Source organism: Calothrix sp. FACHB-168 (genome assembly GCF_963889195.1).
Lineage (GTDB): Bacteria > Cyanobacteriota > Cyanobacteriia > Cyanobacteriales > Nostocaceae > Aulosira > Aulosira anomala_A.
Genome location: NZ_CAWPNJ010000021.1, coordinates 15,805 through 39,411, shown reverse-complemented (window position 1 = coordinate 39,411; position 23,607 = coordinate 15,805). Strand labels below are relative to the sequence as shown.

16 protein-coding genes are annotated in these 23,607 nt (G+C 39.7%); 10 read left to right on the top strand and 6 right to left on the bottom strand.

The features are described from left to right. Positions 1–10 precede the first annotated feature (10 nt). A complete protein-coding gene (locus tag AACW45_RS13495; RefSeq protein ID WP_190633119.1) occupies positions 11–1,153 on the bottom strand; it encodes a sulfate ABC transporter substrate-binding protein in 1,143 nt (380 codons plus the stop codon). A 609-nt stretch (positions 1,154–1,762) separates the two neighbouring features. On the opposite strand from AACW45_RS13495, the gene AACW45_RS13490 reads away from it, so the two are divergent. Next, the gene (locus AACW45_RS13490) at positions 1,763–2,818 is read left to right on the top strand and encodes a thiamine phosphate synthase (protein WP_190633118.1); all 1,056 of its coding nucleotides are present in this window, start codon (positions 1,763–1,765) and stop codon (positions 2,816–2,818) included. A gap of 134 nt (positions 2,819–2,952) precedes the next feature. Beyond that, on the top strand, positions 2,953–3,165 hold the full coding sequence (gene thiS / locus AACW45_RS13485; protein ID WP_096603092.1) for a sulfur carrier protein ThiS: 213 nt from the start codon (positions 2,953–2,955) through the stop codon (positions 3,163–3,165). Positions 3,166–3,276: 111 nt separating this feature from the next. Here the strand turns inward: thiS and AACW45_RS13480 are convergent, their stop codons facing one another. Continuing rightward, positions 3,277–4,476 (bottom strand): glycosyltransferase family 4 protein, encoded by a 1,200-nt coding sequence (locus AACW45_RS13480; RefSeq protein WP_190633117.1) that lies wholly within the window; start codon positions 4,474–4,476, stop codon positions 3,277–3,279. Between the two features lie 1,082 nt (positions 4,477–5,558). On the opposite strand from AACW45_RS13480, the gene AACW45_RS13475 reads away from it, so the two are divergent. From AACW45_RS13475 to AACW45_RS13460, 4 genes are all read left to right on the top strand, one after another. After that, on the top strand, positions 5,559–6,530 hold the full coding sequence (locus tag AACW45_RS13475) for a DUF1517 domain-containing protein (RefSeq protein WP_190633116.1): 972 nt from the start codon (positions 5,559–5,561) through the stop codon (positions 6,528–6,530). 684 nt (positions 6,531–7,214) lie between these two features. Continuing rightward, on the top strand, positions 7,215–8,567 hold the full coding sequence (gene ovoA, locus AACW45_RS13470) for a 5-histidylcysteine sulfoxide synthase (RefSeq protein WP_190633115.1): 1,353 nt from the start codon (positions 7,215–7,217) through the stop codon (positions 8,565–8,567). A 107-nt stretch (positions 8,568–8,674) separates the two neighbouring features. Then, entirely contained in the window at positions 8,675–9,670 is a 996-nt protein-coding gene (gene egtD, locus AACW45_RS13465; RefSeq protein ID WP_190633114.1) for an L-histidine N(alpha)-methyltransferase, read from the top strand. Between the two features lie 568 nt (positions 9,671–10,238). Continuing rightward, positions 10,239–12,950 carry a zinc-dependent metalloprotease gene (locus tag AACW45_RS13460; RefSeq protein ID WP_190633113.1) on the top strand — a complete coding sequence of 904 codons (2,712 nt, stop codon included), beginning with the start codon at positions 10,239–10,241 and terminating at the stop codon, positions 12,948–12,950. A 962-nt stretch (positions 12,951–13,912) separates the two neighbouring features. On the opposite strand, the gene AACW45_RS13455 is transcribed toward AACW45_RS13460, so the two are convergent. Further along, entirely contained in the window at positions 13,913–15,175 is a 1,263-nt protein-coding gene (locus AACW45_RS13455; RefSeq protein WP_190633112.1) for a DegT/DnrJ/EryC1/StrS family aminotransferase, read from the bottom strand. A gap of 309 nt (positions 15,176–15,484) precedes the next feature. On the opposite strand from AACW45_RS13455, the gene AACW45_RS13450 reads away from it, so the two are divergent. Then, the gene (locus AACW45_RS13450; RefSeq protein WP_190633111.1) at positions 15,485–15,880 is read left to right on the top strand and encodes a nuclear transport factor 2 family protein; all 396 of its coding nucleotides are present in this window, start codon (positions 15,485–15,487) and stop codon (positions 15,878–15,880) included. 107 nt (positions 15,881–15,987) lie between these two features. On the opposite strand, the gene AACW45_RS13445 is transcribed toward AACW45_RS13450, so the two are convergent. Beyond that, positions 15,988–16,305 (bottom strand): DUF7219 family protein, encoded by a 318-nt coding sequence (locus AACW45_RS13445; RefSeq protein ID WP_190633110.1) that lies wholly within the window; start codon positions 16,303–16,305, stop codon positions 15,988–15,990. Between the two features lie 156 nt (positions 16,306–16,461). On the opposite strand from AACW45_RS13445, the gene AACW45_RS13440 reads away from it, so the two are divergent. Beyond that, a complete protein-coding gene (locus tag AACW45_RS13440; RefSeq protein ID WP_277880386.1) occupies positions 16,462–16,596 on the top strand; it encodes a hypothetical protein in 135 nt (44 codons plus the stop codon). A gap of 167 nt (positions 16,597–16,763) precedes the next feature. On the opposite strand, the gene AACW45_RS13435 is transcribed toward AACW45_RS13440, so the two are convergent. Further along, positions 16,764–17,141 (bottom strand): response regulator, encoded by a 378-nt coding sequence (locus AACW45_RS13435; RefSeq protein WP_096646975.1) that lies wholly within the window; start codon positions 17,139–17,141, stop codon positions 16,764–16,766. A gap of 446 nt (positions 17,142–17,587) precedes the next feature. Between AACW45_RS13435 and AACW45_RS13430 the strand changes: the two genes are divergently transcribed. Continuing rightward, entirely contained in the window at positions 17,588–19,306 is a 1,719-nt protein-coding gene (locus AACW45_RS13430; RefSeq protein WP_190633109.1) for an Rqc2 family fibronectin-binding protein, read from the top strand. A gap of 1,271 nt (positions 19,307–20,577) precedes the next feature. On the opposite strand, the gene AACW45_RS13425 is transcribed toward AACW45_RS13430, so the two are convergent. Further along, complete coding sequence (locus AACW45_RS13425; RefSeq protein ID WP_190633108.1) at positions 20,578–22,215, bottom strand: iron uptake porin; 1,638 nt, start codon at positions 22,213–22,215, stop codon at positions 20,578–20,580. A 276-nt stretch (positions 22,216–22,491) separates the two neighbouring features. Here AACW45_RS13425 and AACW45_RS13420 point away from each other — a divergent pair, with 276 nt between their 5' ends. After that, on the top strand, positions 22,492–23,475 hold the full coding sequence (locus tag AACW45_RS13420) for a metal ABC transporter solute-binding protein, Zn/Mn family (RefSeq protein ID WP_190633107.1): 984 nt from the start codon (positions 22,492–22,494) through the stop codon (positions 23,473–23,475). Positions 23,476–23,607: the final 132 nt, after the last annotated feature.

The window sequence follows — 23,607 nt, the reverse complement described above, 5'->3', positions numbered from 1 at the left end:
GACTAATTATCTATTTCTTTGCAGCTTGAATCTTATCGAAAATTCCGCCATCAGCGAAAAATTTCTTATCGATTTCTCCCCAACCACCAAAGTCTTGGACTGTACCTAAAGTTTTGACTTTGGGGAATTTATCGGCAATTTCTTTAGTGTTGGCTACTGTCTCATCTACAGGACGGAATCCCAATTTGGCAAACTCTTGTTGTGCTTCGGGAGTATACAGGTATTTTACAAAAGCTTCTGCAACTTCACGATTACCGTGTTTATCAACGTTTTTATCAACTACGGCGATGGGATTATCAATAGAGATATTCACATCAGGAATTATAGATGTGACTTTCTCACCCTTTTGTGATGCTAAAATAATTTCGTTTTCGTAATTGATTAAAACATCACCTTGACCTTGTTTAAAGAAAGCATCCGTAGCTTCACGAGCATCTCTAGCTAGAATAGGCACATTATTATAAACCTTCGTCACATAATCAAGTGCTTTAGCCTCATCGCCACCTGTTTTAATCACAGAATTCCACAAAGCCAAGAAATTCCAACGTGCTACCCCTGAGGTTTTGGGATCTGCGGTAATGAGTTTGACATCGTCTTTTGCTAAATCAGCCCAAGTTTTAATCCCTTTAGGATTATCTGGACGAGTTACTAATGCAGCTACCGATTTAGAGACAATGGCATTATTGGGGGCTTCTTTTTCCCATCCCGGCTCAATTAATCCAGCTTTTTGAATTTTTTCTGTATCTCCAGCCAAGGCTAAATGAACAATGTCTGCTTCTAAACCATCAATTACAGCACGAGTTTGCGAACCAGAACCGCCATAGCTTTGTTTAAAGCTAACAGTTTGGTTGTGGTCTTGTTTCCATTTTTCGACAAATTTAGGAATAATAGCTTCGTGAGCTGCTTTGGTAACAGCAAAAGATACAAGTGTTAATTCTACATTTTGTTTATTGGCTGCAACAGGGCTAGCTGCTGGGTTTTCACTTGCAGAATTACCGCTATTTCCACCACCACAAGCAGCAAGGGTGACACTCAAGAATGTCCCCACCAAAAACATTGATACAAAGCCTTTGAGGGAATTTAACCTAAAGGGAGTGATAATTCGTTTAATACTCAGTTGCGATCGCTTTAGCTGGCGGGGCCACAGACTCATGACACATTCTCCTCTATAATTAGTATCTACGGTTATTCTCTAGAAATACCGTATACGCAGATGGTATATAAGATAATCGCAGGTATTCCCGATAAAAAGCAAGAGGAAAAACTACATATTCCTATCGGGAATATGGTGATTTTACCAGTATCATTGGCAACTTCAAAAGAGTCAACTCGATCTGCTTTGCGAGGATACAGATTACATCTGTGAACATGAGGCGAGAAATCTCCAAGCAAAGACGCGCAAAGGATTGGCGACAAATTAATGAAATGCTGTACTAAGGGAACTCCAGAAAAGAAATTATCCCAAATTGTAGGGGCGGGGTAACCCCGCCCCTACGAGTTGCTTACAACTTTTAATTCTCGGTAAAAGAAATTTTCTTGTGTTTCTTTTGCCCATTTTTTGTATCTGTCTTTGGTAGGCTGTAATCTTAAACTACTTTTATCTGAACCGACCCGTATATCTGCTAATTTGATAGAATCCTTGCTACTCTTATGTTTTTGAGTGCATAGTAAATTTCTAGTAAAAATACCAATTTAATAAATGAAGCTTACTAGAATAGTTGATTTGACATCGTTTGATGACAGCAGGAATGGGGTTGTTGAAATGGTCGAGCCATACAGCCAAACGCAGCAGACGCAGCAAGTTGTCTACCGCATATTAGATGCTAATTTAGATCGCGCTCGTGAGGGTTTGCGAATTATTGAAGAATGGTGTCGCTTTGGGTTAAACAATTCTCAGTTTACCAGCGAATGCAAGCGGCTGCGGCAAGAGATAGCCCATTGGCATACGGCGGAACTCCGGGCGGCGCGGGATACTCCAGGTGACGCTGGAACTGAGTTAAGCCATCCCCAAGAGGAACAACGTACTAGTATCAAAGCTTTATTGCAAGCTAACTTTTGTCGCGTGCAAGAAGCAATGCGGGTGCTGGAAGAATACGGTAAACTGCATCATCCCCAGATGGGTAAAACCTTTAAGCAGATGCGGTATCAAATGTATACCCTAGAAAGTAATTTATTAGGTCATCAACGCCATCAACTGCTGTGGCGATCGCGTTTGTATTTGGTTACCTCACCGTCAGAAAATTTATTGACAACGGTGGAAGCTGCGCTCAAAGGTGGATTGACTTTGTTACAATACCGTGACAAAACTGGCGATGATACTATTCGTCTCGAACAAGCGAAAAAACTGCGACAGTTATGTCACCTCTACGGCGCGCTGTTTATTATCAATGACCGTGTAGACTTAGCTTTAGCTGTAGATGCCGATGGGGTGCATCTAGGACAGCAAGATATGCCTATTGACCTTGCAAGACAGTTACTCGGTTCCCAGAGGATTATTGGTCGTTCTACCACAAATTTGGAAGAAATGCAAAGGGCAATTGCAGAAGGTGCTGATTATATTGGTGTGGGGCCAGTGTATGAAACACCAACAAAAGCAGGTAAACCGGCGGCTGGCTTAGAATATGTCAGCTATGCGGCTAGAAACTGCTCGATTCCCTGGTTTGCGATTGGCGGCATAGATGCAAATAATATCAATGATGTAATTGATGCAGGCGCAGAACGTGTAGCTGTAGTGCGATCGCTCATGCAAGCAGAACAACCTACCCTGGTGGCACAATATTTGCTTTCCCAATTACATCGGATACAACCAGAACCTTGAATAATTCAAAATTCAAAACTTGTACTGAGCCTGTCGAAGTATTCAAAATTCAAAATTTAAACTTTCTGAGTAGTAGCTTTTGCTACTCAGAATTTTTTCTACCTTCTCAATTGCTGATGAATTTGTGAAAGCTGATGTCGAATGAAATTACACTCCAAGTCAATGGAGAAAACCACAGATGTTCATCCCAAACGCCATTACCCGAACTTCTGCAACAACTAGGCTTTAATCCGCGTTTGGTAGCAGTCGAATATAACGGTGAGATTTTACACCGCCAGTTTTGGACAGAAACAAAAGTACAACAAGGCGATCGCTTGGAAGTTGTCACAATTGTCGGTGGAGGCTGAAGAAAGAGGCGATGAATCGTCAATCGAGATCACAGACGCGATGAATCGTCAATCGAGATCACAGACGCGATGAATCATCAATCGAGATGAGAGACGCGATGAATCGCGTCTCTACAATTCCTCCAGCCTGTATAATGAACGGTGAAAGGTCTTACGCTGGGCTAGTTCTTTACCTTTACGACCGAGTTTTTCTCTTAGTGCTTGGTCTTGGCATAAGCGCGTGAAGGCTTGAAAAACTTCATAGCCAGATTTGGGGTTAACTAAGATACCATTTTCTTCATGCTGAATAGTATCGATGACGCTACCTAAACGAGAGGCGATTACGGGTTTGCCAAAGTAACTCGCCTCTAGGTAGACAATACCAAAACCTTCTATATTCCTAGTGTGAGTATCCAAAAGATTGAGCATGGCAAATATATCACAGGCGGCATAATAACCAGCTAATTCGCGATCGCTCACATCTGCTACAAAATGTACTCTCTGATCTACTCGTAAGCGTTGGGCAAGGGATTTCAGTTCTGCTTCACAAGGGCCTTGACCGCAGATTATATAATGTACATCTACCCCAATAGTCAGCAGCAAGGGTAAGTTATCAATCACGCGATTAAAACTTTTATTTTTGACCAGCTGTCCCACCGATAAAATGACTATTGCTGTTTCAGGAATGTTGTACATCTGGCGCACATCTGCGCGTAACTCACTCAAATTACTGGGATTTGCGAGTTGAGTAAATTTTTCTGCTCTCACGCTGGGGTTAATAACGTGGGTAGGGGTTTTGAGTCGCAGCTTTGTACTTAAGTAATCTTTCGTAAACGAACTATTACAAACGATACCTTCAGCCCGTTTGAGAGTTAATTTAAAGAGCGATCGCCATAAGGGATTGCGTAAGCCACAAACAATATCATTACCGTGAAGATAGATAAAAAAGCGAATTGGCAAAAAATAGCTTAACAGTAAAAGCGATGGAAATTCATAGCCGTGACCCCATTCAATGTAGCGATAGTGATAGCGAAAATAGAGCTTGATGGCTAATACAAATGAATATATAAGGTTGAATAAAGGATGTAAAAAACTCCAATTTCTCGGACTTGGCCAGCGATATATAGGGAATTTTTGCGTTTGGTCAAATACTTTATCGCCTGAACAACTGGCAGCTAGAACTATTACCCGTTCTGGATCTTGCAGGCAGCGACTATAAATATATTCACTCAATACAGTCTCTTTTGGCAAGAAACTGCGAGATATTACCAGAATATCGGGCAGTGCAGTTGTTTCTCTAACATTTGCCCCAAGTTGTGAAATATGTTCCATAGTATATTTTCTAACTATACCGCCAATAAATGTTAAGTCTTGAGATGATTCATTTTGGTTAAGCAATCAAGGTCTATTTTCTGCTGTTCTTGACTTTAGCCATTTCTTACTCTCCACAATTTGTTTAGAGACAAGCAATAACTTTGCTGTTCAGGGGAATTGCTGACAAGGCTAACTTGCTTTTGTAGTTACTAGTAGTCTGGGTCTCTGTAACCGAGAGACAGTCACACTGAATTTTGACTAAAAATTTGTTTCTGTAATTTCCAGAAGAAATTTATCAGAACTGTATATAATTTTCTCCGGTTTTGTCATCCGCGCCAACAGCTAACCTGCAAAATCCCGTTATTTTAAGATTTTTTTAGGCTTAGATTTAAGTATCAGTATTTATTTTGGACATTTTAATAAGATTTATACTAAAAGTTGACGTTTTGTAATACATAGGCTGTAGCAACATCATTCTCAATCCTTGTTTTAGCGATTGGAGTATAAAAATTTCAGCCAGATTTGAAAACAGTATTTGGCAAATTTTCGTTTTAAATATTGTTAAGTTAAGTTTTTGGGCAATTTCTCACCACATAAAATTTGTCTACCTGATTAACAAGCATAAAAATCCAGTACTGCCGGCTAAATCAATTTTTCATAGACTACTGTGGTCATTGCTAAAGAGAGTTTCTATCCTTAGCCTATCCTGAAAAATGGGAAAATAATGCCAAAATGCCAAAATGGGGCATGGAGCATTGGGCATTGGGCATTGGGCATTGGGCACAGACGCGATGAATCGCGTCTCTACAATTGTCTTCCTTCCTAGCCCCTAATGATTAATTGATCCCAAAATTCCGGCGATCGCGAAAAGATTTAAGGTACGGTAATCTACTCAAGAAATCCCCCCTAAGCGTGCTGTTTTGGCCAAATCAGACGCGGTACATTAAATATGTAGCCGACTCAGATATCAGTCACAGAGAGCTACTGCTAATCAAAAATTCGCTTGCTTGCTACGGGAGCAGCGTTAGTGACCAAGCATGACTCTCAAGCACAGCTTTGGGAGAAATCATCACCAATAATGTTTTTCAAGTGACTGTATTATGCATCAAAAACTAAAACTAGCCATTAAACCACTGTTAAAAACTGTCTTTATCCTCAGCCTGGTGTTAACTTTAGCACTTGGTCACGCTGATAACGCATTAGCGGCTCGTAGCGGCGGACGCATCGGTGGTGGTTCCTTTAGAGTACCTTCTAGTCGCACTTACACACCTCGCACTTACGCACCTCCTGGTGGTGGATATTATCCCGGTGGTGGTGGCTTTGGATTTCCTTTCCTAATTCCTTTTTGGGGAATTGGTGGCGGATTTGGCGGGTTGTTTAGCATCTTAATCTTTATTGCGATCGCTAATTTCTTATTCCAAACCTTCCGCCGTGTTACTGGTGGCGAAACTGTCACCGAAGAAGGCTACAGCAGCAACCCTAATGTATCTGTCACTCGTTTACAAGTGGGTTTATTAGCTCAAGCGCGCGATTTACAACCAGAATTAGATCGCATTGCCGAAACTGCTGATACCAACTCCCCACAGGGAAGAGCCGAGATTTTACAAGAAACCAGCCTCGCTTTGCTGCGCCATCCAGAATATTGGGTATATGTTGGTGGTGGTACACAGCAAGCTAAATTAAATTCTGCTGAGGCTCAATTTAACCGTCTCTCTTTAGCGGAACGCAGCAAATTTAGCGAAGAAACCCTATCTAACGTTAATAACCAACTCAAAGCTGCACTGGCGAAAGAAGCGCTACCAGGTAGCCACAATCCCGAAAATCCTACCGATTTAATTACCTCTGGCCCTGGTGAATATATTATCGTCACCTTGTTGGTGGCGACTCTGGGTAAGTATGGAATTCCCGCACTCAACGGTACTGAGGATTTGCGTCAAGCTTTGCGTCAAATTGGCGGTATTCCTAGCGAGCAAATTCTCGCTATCGAAGTGCTTTGGACTCCCCAAGCTGAAGGCGATACTCTCACTTCTGATGATTTATTGGCTGAGTATCCCGACTTGAAGCTGGTTTAATTATCAAGTTGTGACCAAAATATAAAAACCGCTTGCCTTACAGCAAGCGGTTTTTAGTTTCCGTATAACATGCTTAACATAGTTGGTTCCGTATCGCCAGGATTATAGCAAGCTTGGTTTATAGTGTCAAATATTTTTTTAATGGTCATTTGTCATTGGTCAGAGACGCGATGAATCGCGTCTGTACAATTGTCATTTGTCATACCAATTTGAAAAAAGAATACGACTGTAGGGGAATGGCAATACCCATTGGTGTCAACTTAACGTGAAACCCTTATCAGGAATTGATTTGGCATCAAATCGTTTACCATCAAGATCGGCGTTACCCCACCCCAGTTTTGTCTAAAGCCAAAACTTCCCCTCCCCGTTTACGGGGAGGGGTTAGGGGAGGGGTAAAAGACTTTTGGGGTAAGCGTTTGAACTTAAGTTGACATGTATGGGCATTGCCATGCCCTCTAGAATATATTGATGTGCCGCAAAAATTATTAAAATTTGTATAATTAGTCAACTGTCAACCGTCAACAGTCAACGGTCAACCATCAACTCTCTTCTTCAGCTAGTTTACAAATTTAGAGAATTGCCCGATCATAACCACATCAGAAAAATTGTGTCTAAAAACACTGTTTTCTCACAAAAACACTGTAAATGGCACAATTTGAGTCGTAAATTTTCTAAACAATCACCATGAGTAGAGTTTCTACGATAAAAAAACAGCTATCGAATCGCGTCCCCATACTTAATGATTGCAGTTCGCAAACCCTACTCAAGTATTTTGAAAATGCTTGGGAACTTGAGGAAAAATTAATGAAATCTCTGGTGAGTGATGACATTTTTTACCTCAGTCCCGATCCTTTAAGAAACCGTCTGATTTTTTATCTTGGACACTCACCTGTTTTTTATATCAATAAATTAATCTGCGTCGGGTTACTGGAAAAGCGGATTAATGCAGATTTTGAAGCTTTATTTGAGGTGGGAGTAGATCCAGAAACACCAGCAGAACTTGATGCGGCTATGCAACATATTAGCTGGCCGGAGGTGGAAAAAGTTTGGCAATATCGAGAACAAGCCAAAGATGCGATCGCGAATATGATTGCAAATACGCCTCTCAATCTCCCAATTCACCAACAGCACCCGTTTTGGGCGTTGTTGATGGGGATAGAACATAGCCGGGTTCACTTTGAAACCTCTTCGATGTTGCTGCGTCAATTACCTGTTGATTGTCTCCAACGTCCTTCAGATTGGGATTACGCACCTAGTAATGGAGATATTCCAGAGAATGAAATGCGTTTGATTCCTGGTGGTGTGGTGAAATTAGGAAAACCCCAGGATGATGATACTTTTGGTTGGGATAGCGAATATGGCGATCGCACTGTGGAAGTAAAACCATTTTTGGCGAGTAAGTACCTCATCAGCAATGGTGAATTTTTGGAGTTTGTCCAAGATGGGGGTTATGAAACTCCAGAATATTGGAATAGTGAAGCTAGTAACTGGAAGCAACTCTACAACGTCCAACACCCGAAATTTTGGCTATCTAGTGCCGATGGTTATCGCTATCGCACTGTATTTGAGGAAATTGACTTACCCTTAGATTGGCCTGTAGAAGTCAACTATTACGAAGCGATCGCATTTTGTCGGTGGAAAGGTGAAAATATTCGCTTGATGAGCGAAGCTGAATGGAATCAAGCTTTAATTTATTCGGAAAGCGATCGCTTGAATTGCGATCGTAATCTAAATTTAAAATACATCTCCCCCAGTCCCGTCAACATGTTCCCACCAGCTAACAGTGCGGGAATTCATGACTTACGCGGAAATGTTTGGGAATGGTTAAGCGATACTCTCAACCCTTTACCAGGATTTCAACCCCATCCCCTGTATCTCGATCAATCTGCACCTTTCTTTGATGGCAAACATCAGATGCTGCTTGGTAGTTCTTGGGCTACTAACGGTTCAATGGCGTTACCAACCTATCGTAACTGGTTCCGTCCTTACTTTTATCAGCACTCTGGTTTGAGAATTGCCCAAGATTTCTCAGCTTAAAATTTCTCAGTTTGTTCATGGCATTTACATATCCTGCCTTAAGCATTTTCTCATCCATTCATCCCAAAATTTTATAGCACCCCATAGCAAATAAAAGAGAAGAGAACATGGTAATAGATCCGTTATTAATTCTGGATAATCACTATCAAGATTTAAATAATGATGGTGAAGATATCATCCAAGGATTAAGCCAGACTCCCAAAACCTTACCTGCTAAATATTTCTACGACGATCGGGGTTCGCAATTATTTGAAGAAATTTGTCAGTTACCAGAATATTATCCCACCCGCACAGAAGCAGCAATTTTGAGTCAATATGCTGCGGAAATTGCTGAAATTACAGGTAACTGCGAACTCGTAGAATTAGGTAGCGGTAGTTCAACAAAAACGCGCCTATTATTGGATGCTTATCGGCAAATATCAGATGATTGTCGTTATTTTCCCATTGATATTAGTGGGGGAATTCTCAAAAATAGCCTTTTAGAATTACAACAAGCATATCCAGAATTTTTTATTCAGGGATTGCTGGGAACTTACGAACAAGCCTTAGCTCATCTAGCTGCACATCCCTGGCGGCGATCGCGTCTGGTTTTCTTCTTAGGAAGTTCTCTAGGAAATTTTACACCACAAGAGTCTGAGCAGTTCTTTAAGCAAATTGCTGACGCTTTAAAACCAGGAGATTACTTTTTAATCGGTATTGATTTACAAAAACCCAAAGACATTTTAGAAGCCGCTTATAATGACAGCCAAGGAGTAACAGCAGCTTTTAATTTGAATATGCTTTCACATTTAAATTGGCGGTTTCAAGGTAATTTTGACTTGAATTTATTTCGACATCAAGCGATTTATAATGTAGTAGATACACAAATTGAAATGTATCTCCATTGTCAAGGGAGTCATGATGTTACCTTAGAAACTCTCAATTTAAATGTTGGGTTTGCGGCTGGTGAAAGCATTCTCACAGAAATTTCTCGCAAGTTTGATTTATTTGATATGCAACAACAACTACAAGTTCAAGGAATGAAGACATTAAAAACTTGGACAGATTCTCAGCAATGGTTTGGCTTAATTCTTTGTCAAAGACAAGAAATAGCAATAATCTGATGACTGTTGACTGTTGACTGTTGACTGATGACTGATGACTGATGACTGTTGACTGATGACTGATGACTGATGACTGTTGACTGTTGACTATCAACAACCCTAGATGTAAGAGTTCACAAATCCTCAACCCATTCTATATATTCAAGAGGGCATGGCAATGCCATGCCCTTACAATCTATCGGATTATTTTTTTAATTACTCTCCCCAAATGCAGATATGTTTGAGCGATCGCTACTAATGCTCAGATTTTCTGCGCCAACGCTTAAATGTATTTATAAATACAATTTATGCGCTATTTTTGCTCTTAAATACAAAATATAACTTTAAAAAACCTATATCTTTAGTATGAAAACCTCTCTACCTAAAGACATAAAAAGTTGCGATAAAATTAATTTCATCTTATAAATGGATAATTTATTCCCCGACAAACTATAGTTTGTCTGACTGTAGTGGATTTACTGAGGGTATATGTGCAATTTAGATTGGGGAATTACTTAGCAAAGTTGGCTGATGACGCATGAATCCACCTTTTTCCTCAACAAGAGAATCGCTTCATCTGGAAAACTAAATGAAATACTGGATTGGGAAATTATTCATCTGTGTCTGGTTAATTTATAGCTGGTTAATAGGAACTAATTACGCAGTCGCCAACCAACTTGCAAATATTGATGTGTCCCAACTGTCTACATATCCGGTATGGGACAATATGTTTATTGACAATAGAAAGGAAGATTTGCGGCTATTTCGGGAGATAGTCAGAGTAACTGAGAAATTACCGGGACTGTTTACCCTCTATCGTCATCATGAAGATGGTAGTATTTATTTAGAATTGACACCAGAACAACTTAATAAAAATTACTTAGCGACAGTAACATTAGAATCGGGATTGGGGGAGAGTGGAATTTATAGCGGATTACCTCTGTCCGATTTTCTGTTTTATTTTCGGCGCGTCAATAATAATTTGCACTTTGTCATCCGCAATGTCAAATTCCGCACAGATCCAGGCGAACCAGAACAGCGATCGCTTGCTCGTTCTTTTAGCGATTCAGTTCTCTATGCTATGGAAATAGATACTATCGATCCCCATAGTAAAAATATCTTGATTCGGTTAGATCGTTTACTGATGCAGGATTTACCCGGTTTAACACCCCTATTAAAATACTCTCTACAAGCAGATTATCGTTTAGATCTAAGTAAGTCTTATTTTGATGATGTTAAAAACTTCCCCGAAAATCTGGAAATAGATTCTATTTACGGATTTTACTCATATGAAGGGTCAAATTTAGTTACCTTACCTGATAGTCGGGCACTTTCGTTAAAAGTCCACTATAGCTTTTCTCAACTACAAGAACATAACGGTTATACCCCCAGAATTGCTGATGACAGAGTGGGATATTTTATTACAGCATTCCAAGATTTTTCGAGCGATCGCCATTCAGAACTATTTGTACGTTACATCAATCGTTGGCATCTAGAACCAACCGATCCAACTGCACCTTTATCGCCACCCAAACAGCCGATTGTATTTTGGATTGAAAACGCCGTACCATTAGAATACCGCGACGCCATTCGTGAAGGCGTGCTGATGTGGAATAAAGCCTTTGCTAAAGCGGGATTTAGCAATGCTCTTGAAGTACGACAAATGCCAGATGATGCTGATTGGCACCCCGCAGATGTGCGTTACAATACTATTCGCTGGTTCAATTCCCTGGATGCAGGTTTCGCCAAAGGGCCGATGCGCGTTAACCCCTTCACCGGGGAAATATTAGATGCAGATATTATTGTTGATGCAGGTATGGTACGTTCCATTCAACAAGAATATCTCACCTTAATGGATGGAAATGCTAGTCAAAACCCATGTGGAGATATAGGGGAGAAGGCAGGAGGCAGAAGGCAGGAGGCAGAAGGGAAGAATTCTCTAGTTCTAGCATCTCCCTTAAATGTTGTGCCTTCTTCTGAAATCTGCTATGGCAAAGATTCTCTAGATCAAGCAGCTATGGGGGCGTTGGCGTTATCGCTGTTGCAGAATAATACACCCAATAGCGAAGCGATGCGAGAATATGTACATCAATACTTGCGTTCTGTCATTGCCCATGAAGTTGGACATACTTTGGGTTTACGCCATAATTTTCATGGCAGCACCATGTTAGCGCCCCAAGAATTAAATAACATAGAAATTACCCACACCAAGGGTTTAGTCGGTTCGGTGATGGATTATTTACCCGTCAACATCGCCCCCCAAGGAGAACAGCAAGGAGATTATTTTCCTGGGGTTGTCGGCCCTTATGATGAATGGGCTATAGAATATGGTTATAAAAGAAGCCCCCAGCCAGAAGCAGAACAAAGCTTTTTAGAACAGATAGCTTTAGCATCGCCCCAGCCAGAATTATCTTACGCTACGGATGAAGATATTTGGGATATCAACCCCCTAGCAAATCTCTGGGATATGAGCAGCGATGTATTAATGTATTCTCAATGGCAAATGGATAATGCCCGCTTAATGTGGGAACGCTTGGATCGGCGTTATCTCCCCAAAGGAGAAAGCTATAGCAATTTGCGCGTTTTATTTAATCGAGTCTTCAGATACTATTTTCGCAATGCTACTTTAGTTTCTCAATATATTGGCGGGCAATCCTTCCGCCGGGTTCATGCTGGAAATGATACATCTTGGGCTTTTGTCCCAGTTTCCCTAGAAAAACAGCGTCAAGCGTTGACAAATTTGCAAAATTATGTATTTGCAGCAGATGCTTTGAAGTTTTCACCCCAATTATTAAATCAGCTAGCACCGTCACGCTGGCAACATTGGGGTAATCCCATCTCTAACGATCGCTTAGATTATCCCCTACACGATCGCATTTTTCGCTTCCAAAGTCGAATATTGCGATCGCTATTGAGCAGCGATCGCTTGAATCGCCTACAAGATATAGAATTAAAAACACCACCAGGAGAAGCTTTAACCATCCCCGAACTGTTTGATACCTTACAAAAAGGTATTTGGACAGAAATTTTCACACCAGACAAACCACAGCCAATTTCCAGTATTCGCCGTTCCTTACAACGGGAACACCTAAATATTTTGCTAGAAATGATGTTACAACATACTCACGCCACTGAAGATGGTAGAACATTGGCTTGGTATGAATTGCGCCAACTGCAAACAGCCATTGACAAGCACCTCCAGCAAAGGAGCGAAAACCTGGATATTTCCACAGTAGCGCACTTGGAACTTTCACGCGATCGCATTACTAAAGCCTTCAACGCTCAATTACTATCTAATTAAGTTAGTTATTGGTCAATAGTTAAGAAATTCTCAACTATTGACCAATAACTATTGACTATTGACTATTGACTATTGACTATTGACTATTGACTCATAACTATATTGTCAATCTTTGTTGCAAGTTGCCATTAGTTTATAAAAATCTCGCTAACTTGTATATAACTCTGTACTGAAATTAAATCGGGGGAGTTATTAGCCATGACAGGAATAATTCTAGTTGCGATTTTCTTATTACTTTGGCTGGTTGGTTTTACACTTTTAGCGGAAGCTTGGTTTTTTGAAGAAGAACAGCAATAAACTCCTAATGTTTAGACAAGCTAGTAGTATTCTAGATGTAGATTGGGTTTCGCAAAGCCTCAACCCAACATCCGCTTAACAATTCAAAACTCAAAACTTGTACTGAAGCTCACTCGAAGTATTTGCGCGTGAAAGACATTTTCAATTGGAGATTTAAACCTCCACTGAAAATCTACTACTTGTAGACGAAGGGGTCTTAGGTAACTCCAAAAAATACAGCACATTGTCATCTGGTGATGTACAGATGATTGTTGATTGTAGGGGCACTGGCACTGCCATGCCCCCAAGCGCATACCTCATTTACCTGAAATATGCTGTAAATTATGCCAAATTATAGGGGCGGGGTAACCCATTGGTGTCAACTTAAGTTTAAATGCTTACCCCACAAGTTTTTTACCCCACCCCTCAATCCCCTCCCCGTTTACGGGGAGGGGAGGTTTTGCGTCAGCAAAGCCGGGGTGGGGTAACGCTTTTCGTGATTGGTAAGCGATTAAATTCTCTCATCACTTATTGGCAAGGGTTTCGCGTTAAGTTGACACGTATGGGGGTAACCCCGCCCCTACGAGTTGCGGGTTTGGTAAGTTAATGATTGGAATATTTTTTATTTGGAAGTTCCTTATCCCTTGAATGTACGATAAATGTTGGGTTTCGTTCCTCAACCCAACCTACACTTTTTGATTAAAATATTCTCTAATTACCTGAATGTTTTTCTCAATTTCTCTTTGAGGATAGCGAGGATAGGTAGGCAAATACAATAATTCTTGCTCAACTTTTTTTGAGTTGGGACAATCTCTATAAAACTCTTGATATTGAGGTGCATCAGCAGTGCTGGTAAAATGACCAGCAGCTATATCTCGATGACGATTGTACATAAACCGCAACAATTCATCCCGACGAGAATATTGCACTGGAAACCACAGATAAGTATGGGAGCCATCAGTCCGCAGAGGCGGTAAAATTAACTCATCAATATCTTTTAATCCTTCATAATAAATTAGGGCATTATCAATCCTCTTCTTAATATCACGATTGATATGTTTAAGCTGTGATAATCCCAGGCGAGCTTGAAATGTGGTGTACCGTGACTTATATACATCAGGTAAATGTGTTGCTGGTTGGCTTTCTTGGGGTTTTCTGCGAACTGCTTCGTTGACAACTTTAATCTGTTTCAGATAGCTATATCGAAGTATGGGGTAGGTAAATAGCTGAAAAATTCCAGGTAAGCTGGCAATATCTTGGATTAATCCTGACTTAACTTTACCTGTAACTCGCGGTAATGGAGGATAGATAAAACTCTCGATTTCCGTGCGAAATTTTTCTACTAGATCTGTGCGGTTTGTAATTACTGCGCCTCCCAGCCAGGTAGTTAAATTCTTATGCATTTCAAAGCTGAAGACACCCACATCGCCAATTGTAGCGACTGCTTTACCTTGTTCGTAAGCGCCGAAAGACTGAGCGCAATCTTCAATTATGGGGATGTGAAAGCGATCGCAAATTTCCTTAATCCGGTGCGCTTCAGCCACAAGTCCATGTAAATGAGTAATTAATACTGCACCTGTATTCTGATTAATCAGCTTTTCTACTTCCCCAGGTGAGATATTGCAACTTTGACGTTCCACATCTGCAAATACCGGACGCCCTCCCGCAAAAATCACCATATTGACTACATCCGCGATCGTATAAGGAGACAAAATCACTTCTTGTCCCGGCTTAATTAAAGCTTTAATAGCAAGATATATCCCCACTCGACATTGATATACGCAAATAGCATGTTTAGCCCCAAACCGTTCGCATAGCGCCTTTTCAAATAACTCAATATCTTTTCTCTCTTGCTGAAATCGCCCCCATAGAACATAACCCAAATACAACAGGTAACTGTTCAGATTGGTATACAAACGATTCTTAGGATGAGTTCCAAAATTTCGCATATTCTTATCTTTGCCTCTCAAACTTGAGTTCTCAAAATTTGGCGATGCTTTCCATAGATTTGGTAGTTGTCAAACAAAATGCTGATATGATTTGTCACCAGTTTAATACAGGTAACCGGAAAATACTGTGGGTTTCTCTGCTTTTATTAATTTCTTCATCTAAACTTTATTTTTAATGCAGTAATTTTACGGAATATTAGTTATATTTAGTGACTTTAGTTAATGATATTTAGAATTAAGCTGCTTAGTATCCAGCAAAAATACAGTTATACTAAATCTAACTTTATCGTTATTTTACATAAACTCAAAATGACACCAGATTCAGAACATACGTTAAAAATTGCCCAGCAAGCATTTGTGCATTTTCAGCATGGTTTAGCAACTGCCCAATGGCAAGGTTTTTTCGATATGCTGACAGAAGACTTTACCTTTTGGTTTCCCATCGGTAAATTTCAAGGCTGGAATCAAGGAAAAGAGCGAGCTAAAGAGTTTTTTCAATATGTTTCTGCTGTTTTTACTGATGGGATAAAGTTAACTTCTTTAGATAGAATTACTAGTAATCAAACAACAGTTGTCTTTGAATTTAGAGATGAAGGGCTATTATTAGGACAACCTTATAAAAATCGGGTAGCTGTCTTTTTTGAAGTACGTGGAGACAAGATTTGTAGTCATCGGGAATATTTTGGTAGTGATGGCTACTCTTAGAGCTTGTGGGAAACTTATACAGTATCCTACAATTTTTAGCTCCCCGAATTCTTGAAGAAGTCGGGGAGCTAAGTATCCTGGCGATTTCACATTCATTCAGTTATGTATTAATTCCACATACTGACTGAATCTTGTGCATACAAGCAAAAATCATTGGTGTTAACGAACATAAACTTCTCTCGCACATCATATTGTGGCAATTTTATTTGACATTTGAGTTTGGTTTGTATCTTTGCTAACTTCTTCCAAGCTGTATTAATTCTTTCAATGGTTTGTAATTCAGTGATTTTACCCGTATTGTATAATTTATAAATATAAGCCTGATGTCGAAAAAAAGCTTGTAAATAAGCTTGAAAAATTGCATTATCTACATTAAATACATCATCTTCGTAGATAGAAAATGCCAGAAAATTTTGTGCTTCCATAAATGTTGTGTCTCTACTTAATACTAGTTGGTGAAATCTGTTACTTTGGAAATTTCTTTTTCTGAAGGTAATTTTATGTATCAAGTCTCATCAACAAATAAATTTAGTTTTCATAAAACTAGTAAAGTCTGTGTATAAATAAACCACCAATGAGAAATGTCTAATACCATTTTGCATTCCATGAAAAGTCTCGCCAACAACTTACCAGAATCACTCTCTTTACAAAAAGCATTATGTCGCCTGACTATGGAATATGCTGGCGTGGAGTGTCACTTTATCAATGGATTTTAGTTTGGGAATTGTCTGGGAAATCTCGCTTATATAAATATATCTGTCGCCCTTCGCGTCAAATTGGTATAAAACCTTTTCTAATTAGGTAATTAGAAATTAAGCACAGCATTACTAGAAATCGCAATTAATCCTTGTTGATAGCTTGAATTATGCAACCAAAAATTCAGTTAATTCCAGCCTAAAATACATGCTACTTGGTCGGCTAATTTTAAGGGGTCAAAAGGTTTACTAATTACCCCGGCAATGCCTAACTCGTCATATTGGTTATGCTTTGTAGGTTCGACTTTAGCAGTAATTAACATGACAGGAATAGCTTGAGTCAGTGGATTTTTTTTCAGCTCTTGTAAGACGGTAAATCCATCTACATCGGGCATCATAACATCCAGCAAAATAGCATTCAGCTTTTCCGTTTGAGCTTTGATTAAACCTTCCTTACCAGATTCGGCTTTAAGTACTGTCCAATCTGCTAAGTTTTCCAGACAAGCTTGAATGACTGTGGCTAGAGATTTTTCATCATCAATCAAGAGAATACGCTTTTTGGACATAGAAAAGTTCCAATTTTGAGTATCTAAACACCATAGACATTGTTTGTGATGTAGAAAGGAAGAACAATCGTCAGCCAAATTATTCCCTGATATCTGGAGTACGGTTCGGTTAATCAAATATATATTGTTGACGGGCAATACTTAAGCCAAATCTTCTACATCTTTATTAATTCTCTTGCCCAGTTTGACAATTTTTTTAGCCCAACCGTATTACTTCCTACCCTGTTTTCCAACTGTTTCCCAACTAACTTAAAGTTAATAGTAAAGAATAATTATGAGGAAAATCTGAAGATATTATTTAATTTATCAATTTTTCAGATCGATCGCTAACAACTTAATCTAAAAGAATAGAGATGTGACTGTGACTTTTAGTTTATTTGGACTACATCAACAATCAAGCTTTACAATACTGAGGATCGACGTTTGAAGGCCAATAGCTAATTATCGTGCAACCAGTAGACTATACGACTCTCTCAGCTGCTTGTAGCGAACTCCGCGCTCACTGGCTACCATCCCGGATGGAACAGGTTTTTCAGCGCGATCGCTATACAATTTCCATAGCATTACGTACCTTAAAACAACGGGGTTGGCTAGAGATATCTTGGCATCCCCAAGCCGCACGCCTGTGTATTGGTAGTCCCCCACCGCGCACGCCGGATACTTTTACTTTTAGTCAACAACTCATACATCAGTTGGGTGGTTTGGCTTTAATCGCCATTGAAGCGATCGCGCCTTGGGAACGTGTGGTAGATTTACAATTTGCCCGTCGTCCAGGAGAAAGCCCTTTATATCACGTTTACGTGGAAATTATGGGCAAATACAGCAATGTCATTCTTACCGATGCCAGTAACTTAATTATCACTGCCGCCCATCAAGTTAGTCAACAACAATCTAGCGTCCGTCCCATTCTCACCGGACAAGTTTACGAAACACCACCCAAACTTACAGGCCCAGTTCCCAGTATCAGCGAACCGCTACAACGTTGGCAAGAGCGAGTGAGTTTAGTCCCCGGTGCGATTAAGCGTCAGTTACTTAAAAGTTATAGTGGTTTGAGTGCATCATTAGTAGAATCAATGGTGCGAGCGGCAAATTTAGCACCAGAAGCCAATACTGATGACTTAACTGCACAAAATTGGCAAGAATTATTTGCTCAATGGCAAGAATGGTTACAAGCTTTAAAAGAGGAGAAGTTTCACCCTGCTTGGATTGCGAATGGCTATACTGTCATGGGTTGGGGTGGAGTGGAACCAGCTAAGGATATCCAAGAGTTACTTAACCGTTATTATAGCGATCGCCTAAACGAACAATTATTTGCTCAACTGCGCCATCAACTCAGTCAAAAGCTGATTAATATTTTAGCAAAATTACGCCTAAAAGCCAACACTTTTAGCGATCGCTTACAGCAATCGGATCGCGCTGATGAATATCGTCAAAAAGCCGATTTATTAATGGCGCATCTGCAAAACTGGGAACCAGGGATGAAAGAAATTATGCTCCCAGATTTTGAAACAAGTGCGCCAATTGCGATCGCTTTACAACCAGATAAAAATGCTGTACAAAATGCCCAAGGCTTATATAAGCAACATCAAAAGCTCAAACGGGCGCGGGCGGCTGTAGAACCCCTACTAGCAGAAGTAAATAGCGAAATTGAATATTTAGAACAAGTAGAAGATGCGATCGCCCAAATCGACAAATATCAGATAGCAGAAGACTTACAAGCTCTAGAAGAAATCCGCGACGAACTTATTGGACAAAAGTATCTCGAAGATCCAGAATACCGCGATCGCACTAACAATGAAACCAAAAGCAATTTTCATCGTTACCGCACCCCCAATGGTTTTGAAATCTTAATCGGTCGTAATAATCGTCAAAATGACCAATTAACCTTTAGAGTAGCTGGGGATTATGATTTATGGTTCCACGCCCAAGAAATTCCTGGTAGTCATGTATTACTGCGCCTAGAACCCGGTGCTGTTGCTGAAGAAACTGATTTACAATTTACCGCTAACTTAGCAGCTTACTACAGCCGCGCTCGTCAAAGCGACCAAGTACCAGTAGTCTATACACAGCCCAAGTACGTTTACAAACCTAAAGGTGCTAAACCAGGAATTGCTATTTACAAACAAGAGCGCATTCTTTGGGGTAAACCACAGAATAGTCAATAGTCATTGGTCATTGGTCATTGGTCATTGGTCATTGGTCATTGGTCATTGGTCTAGTTATTTTTGTATCATCTCGATCAAAATGTACTAAATTATGCTGCCAGATAGAGGTAGGAAATTAAAGCGAGTATCTTTTTTTTGTAAATTTTTACGAAAAAACTGTGTTGACTGCTACAATATTGTTAAGAAAAGTTGCCCGTCATATTTTGGGAACGCGCAACTTGGTTTTAACTCTATTGAGAAGACAACGCGGAAAATATTTGAGAGACCAGCTGTGGGAGGCTGGTCATTTTTTTTGACTGATATTGAGCGATAATATTAACTTGCTGCTAACGATACTATTTTTATTAGTTGCTGTAGCGTCTGCTTACTGGAGTAGCTATCACAGACTATTGCTCTAACTACCGCAATACAACAGATACGGAAAATAATCAACTGCCTACTAAGGCTGATTGCATCATCCACTATCAGTATTTTCCGCAAATTTTTTCTGCTATCTCAGTTAAATTAACTAGATGATATATATCGAGTTTTGCTGAGAAGTTTTAGTCCTACTAGATTTTACTGAAATATTAGTTAAATGCAAAATAAATGAATACGCTTTATTGATTTATCTACATATAAATACTGAATAAAATTGAATACTTATACATGGAAAACTGTTTTTCAATAAGCGCTTAATTCTATCTTTAGAGTCACTGCAATAAAATATTTTTTCGGTTAAAAATATTGCTTTACTCTACACAATTCTTAGCTTTATATGTCATCCTATACATAAGAAACGGGCGAAATCAAGCTCTGTCTAAACTTTTTAATAGCAACAGACACATGAGGTGAGATGAAGCCTTGAGATTAAAAGATAAACAACGGTAATTTGGGGTAACAAAACAAACCCAGCCTTTGTGGCTGGGTTTTATTTTATAAGGTCATTTTTATACTAAACTGCAATCTAAAACGTAACATTGAAACCCATACAAGGGTGGGGAAACCCATAGGTGTTAACTTAAGCTAAAAATCGCCTCTGTCTTAGCTTTGTCGCCCGCCTGAGAATTAATTCTCAGGCTAATAGCCCAAGTCTACTGAAGTAGACTCAAGATTTTGAGAATATTTAGGAATCTGACGATGACTTTGGCTATTAGCAAGGAACTTCAGTTCCTTGCGGTAAATGGGTTTTGCGTTAAGTTGACACCAATGGGGGAAACCCCACCCCTACCAAAATCTTAATTACGTATTAGAACGCGGATTGGTATTAGTCTATCGACTGTTGACTGTACTTAAAAACTAAATGTAGTTCTTAAAGCACCAATGACAACATTATCATTGTTTTCGTTGTGATCTGGTGCTGTTAACCAAATCACTCCTGGTGTAATGGTGATATTGTCACTTAATTTGTACTGATAGAATGCTTCAATGTGATAGGAAGTATCTTGGTCTTTAGGAAGTTGGCTAATGCTGGAACTGGTAACTTTTGGTTCCATACCTAAGATAATACCCGCTAAGTTACCTGGTTTACCTAAGTCGGGGAAGCCAAGAGTAACAGCATAATTCCAAATGTCAACATCGCCAGTATCAACTAAGCCATCAGCGCTGGATAAGCTCCGAACGTTACTGTATCCTACCCAACCACCAAGGACAAATTTCTCGCTAATTGCAAAGGATGCTTGGATACCGTAGGAATTACTAGAAGTAGGTATAGAAGTAGCTTCTTCACTTCCGGTTATATCTTGAACAATGTCACCTAAAAATGAGCCTACATTAGCTCTGTTGCTACCTGTAGCTAATTCCTGATTGTAAGCATTAATGTAAGTAAAGGCAACTTTTAGGCGATCGCTTGGTTTAAAGGTAAGCTGTGCTAAAGCACCATACCCACCATTAAACAAACCATTCCCCGCACTAGGATCGTTATTGGAATTAGCCAAATATCCCAAACTCAGCGCCAATTTGTCGCTAAAATCATAATTGACGCCTAAACCAGCACCATCCATCTGATAATAAATCGGGTTGCGTGTCCCAAAGGTAGATAAAGCGCCAAATCCACCATCCCCATCAAACAGGTTTACAGTATCTGTCAGATCATCTGCTGCTCCAGCATTGGCAATAGCAATTACCTGAAGTTTTTCACCAACCGGGAATTGATAATATAGTGCATCCACAAATGTTTCATTGGTACCATCTTCGCCAGCAAAGAATAAGTTACCTTCTGGTGTGCCAATATTAGGGCTAAGGATATTATTCATTTGGATTCTGGTGAATAATGTATCTTTACCCGTGAAACTGGTGACTAATTCAACCCTTGCCCTTGCTCCAAGCGTGGTATTCTTGTCTGTGATTTCGCCACCGTTAACTTGACTACCTGAGAAAACATCGCTTATGACAGCGACAACTTCACCTTGCAGTTTGGTTGTGGTGGAAAATTGATTAGCTTCTAACTCTGCTGTTTTCGCTTCTAAACCATCGACTCGTCCCCGTAATGTCGCCAATTCTGCTGCGAAACTTTCTTGTAATCTTTGCAGTGTGGCTAAATCTTCTTTGGTAACTAAGTCAGCTGTTGCAGTTGCAATCAGTTCGTTAACACGGTTAAGACAAGCATTCAACCCAGCTGCAAATTCATATCTTGTCATGGCGCGGTTACCCCGGAATGTTCCACTGGGATAACCTGCAATACAGCCATAACGCTCTACCAACGATTGCAATGCTTGAAACGCCCAATCTGTAGGCTGTACATCTGATAGTTGAGATACTGAGGTAACCTGAGACATTACCTGTTGTTGCGTAGTATTCTCAGTTTCTTGTTCCCCATCAGCTGCAACAATTGTTTGACTAATTTCTCCGGCAATTGCTGCTGTGGTTAAAAACAGCATTGCACTGCTAACTGCGGAACTAGTCAGCAGCGACTTCCATAATTTACGCATCTTTTATCCTCACACCTAATGAGAGTAACTCTCTATACTACCCAGCCTTTAAACCAGACTTATTAATAACTATTCTCAGATATCTTATCAGGAGCCAAGCTTTTTTTTGAAGAAGATTCAGTCAGGAAATCATCATTGATCAAATTACACACATACAATAATTGCATGAGAATGAGAATTATTATAATATAGAATTCATAATGGATATCATTGTCAATCATTGTCAAAAAATGTTTGACGAAGACAGCGCCAGACAAATCTGGAGGGGAAAAAACTGTGGTTCGCACTGGTATAGAACCGAAAAAAGGCAGGAGAAGAAGTGGTATTCTGCCTGTAATTGCACTGCTGATATTATCAATTTTTGGTTGTAACCAATCGCCCACAGATAAAAAAGCAGTATCTCAAGAACAACCATCGGCGAAAAAAACCAAAATAGTAACGACATTTTTACCGATTTATTGGTTTACAAAAGCAGTAGCTGGGGATGTAGCAGAAGTAGAAATTTTAGTACCGCCGGGTACGGAGGTACACGAGTATCAAGCAAAACCAGAAAATGTGAAAGCGATCGCAACTGCGAATATACTGGTAAAAAACGGTTTGGGTTTGGAAGAATTTCTCGAAGAAACAGTCAAAAATGCCCAAAATCCCAAACTCACGGAAATCGATACTAGTAAAGGTATTAAACCAGTGAAAGAAATTTCACCAATTGTCAAAACTAGTAAAGAAGAAAAAGACCACGATCACGAACATACTAGTGGTAATCCGCACATTTGGCTCGATCCTGTAATGGCGAAACAACAGGTAATCAATATTCGTGACGGATTGATAACAGCCGATCCGCAAAATAAAGCTACCTATGAAGCTAATAGTGCAGCTTATATTCAAAAATTAGATCAATTAAATAGCGAATTTCAGCAGACTTTGCAGAAATATCCTAACTGCACCTTTGTCACCTTTCATGATGCTTATCCCTACCTAGCTCAACGTTATAAACTCAAGCAAGTTGCTGTAGTCGAAATTCCTGAAGATCAACTCTCACCTACAGATGTGCAAAATGCAGTCAACGCGGTGAAGAAATATCAAGTAAAAGCTTTATTTACTGAACCAGGAACAGATAACAAATTGCTCAAGAGTCTCTCCCAAGATTTGAAATTAAATTTGCAAACATTAGATTCCTTGGAAAATGGTGAAACAGATCCGCAGCATTATTTCCAAGCGATGAAAGCAAATTTGCAAACATTGGAAGCCGCTTGCAAGTAGCTGGTAATAGCTAATTATTAAGATGTAAAAGTCAATAAGCAATAGATGATAAAAATTATCTATTGCTTATTTATCAGGTTCGCCTAATTGCTTGTGCATCCATATTTAGCAATTATCAATTGTCACGGTCAA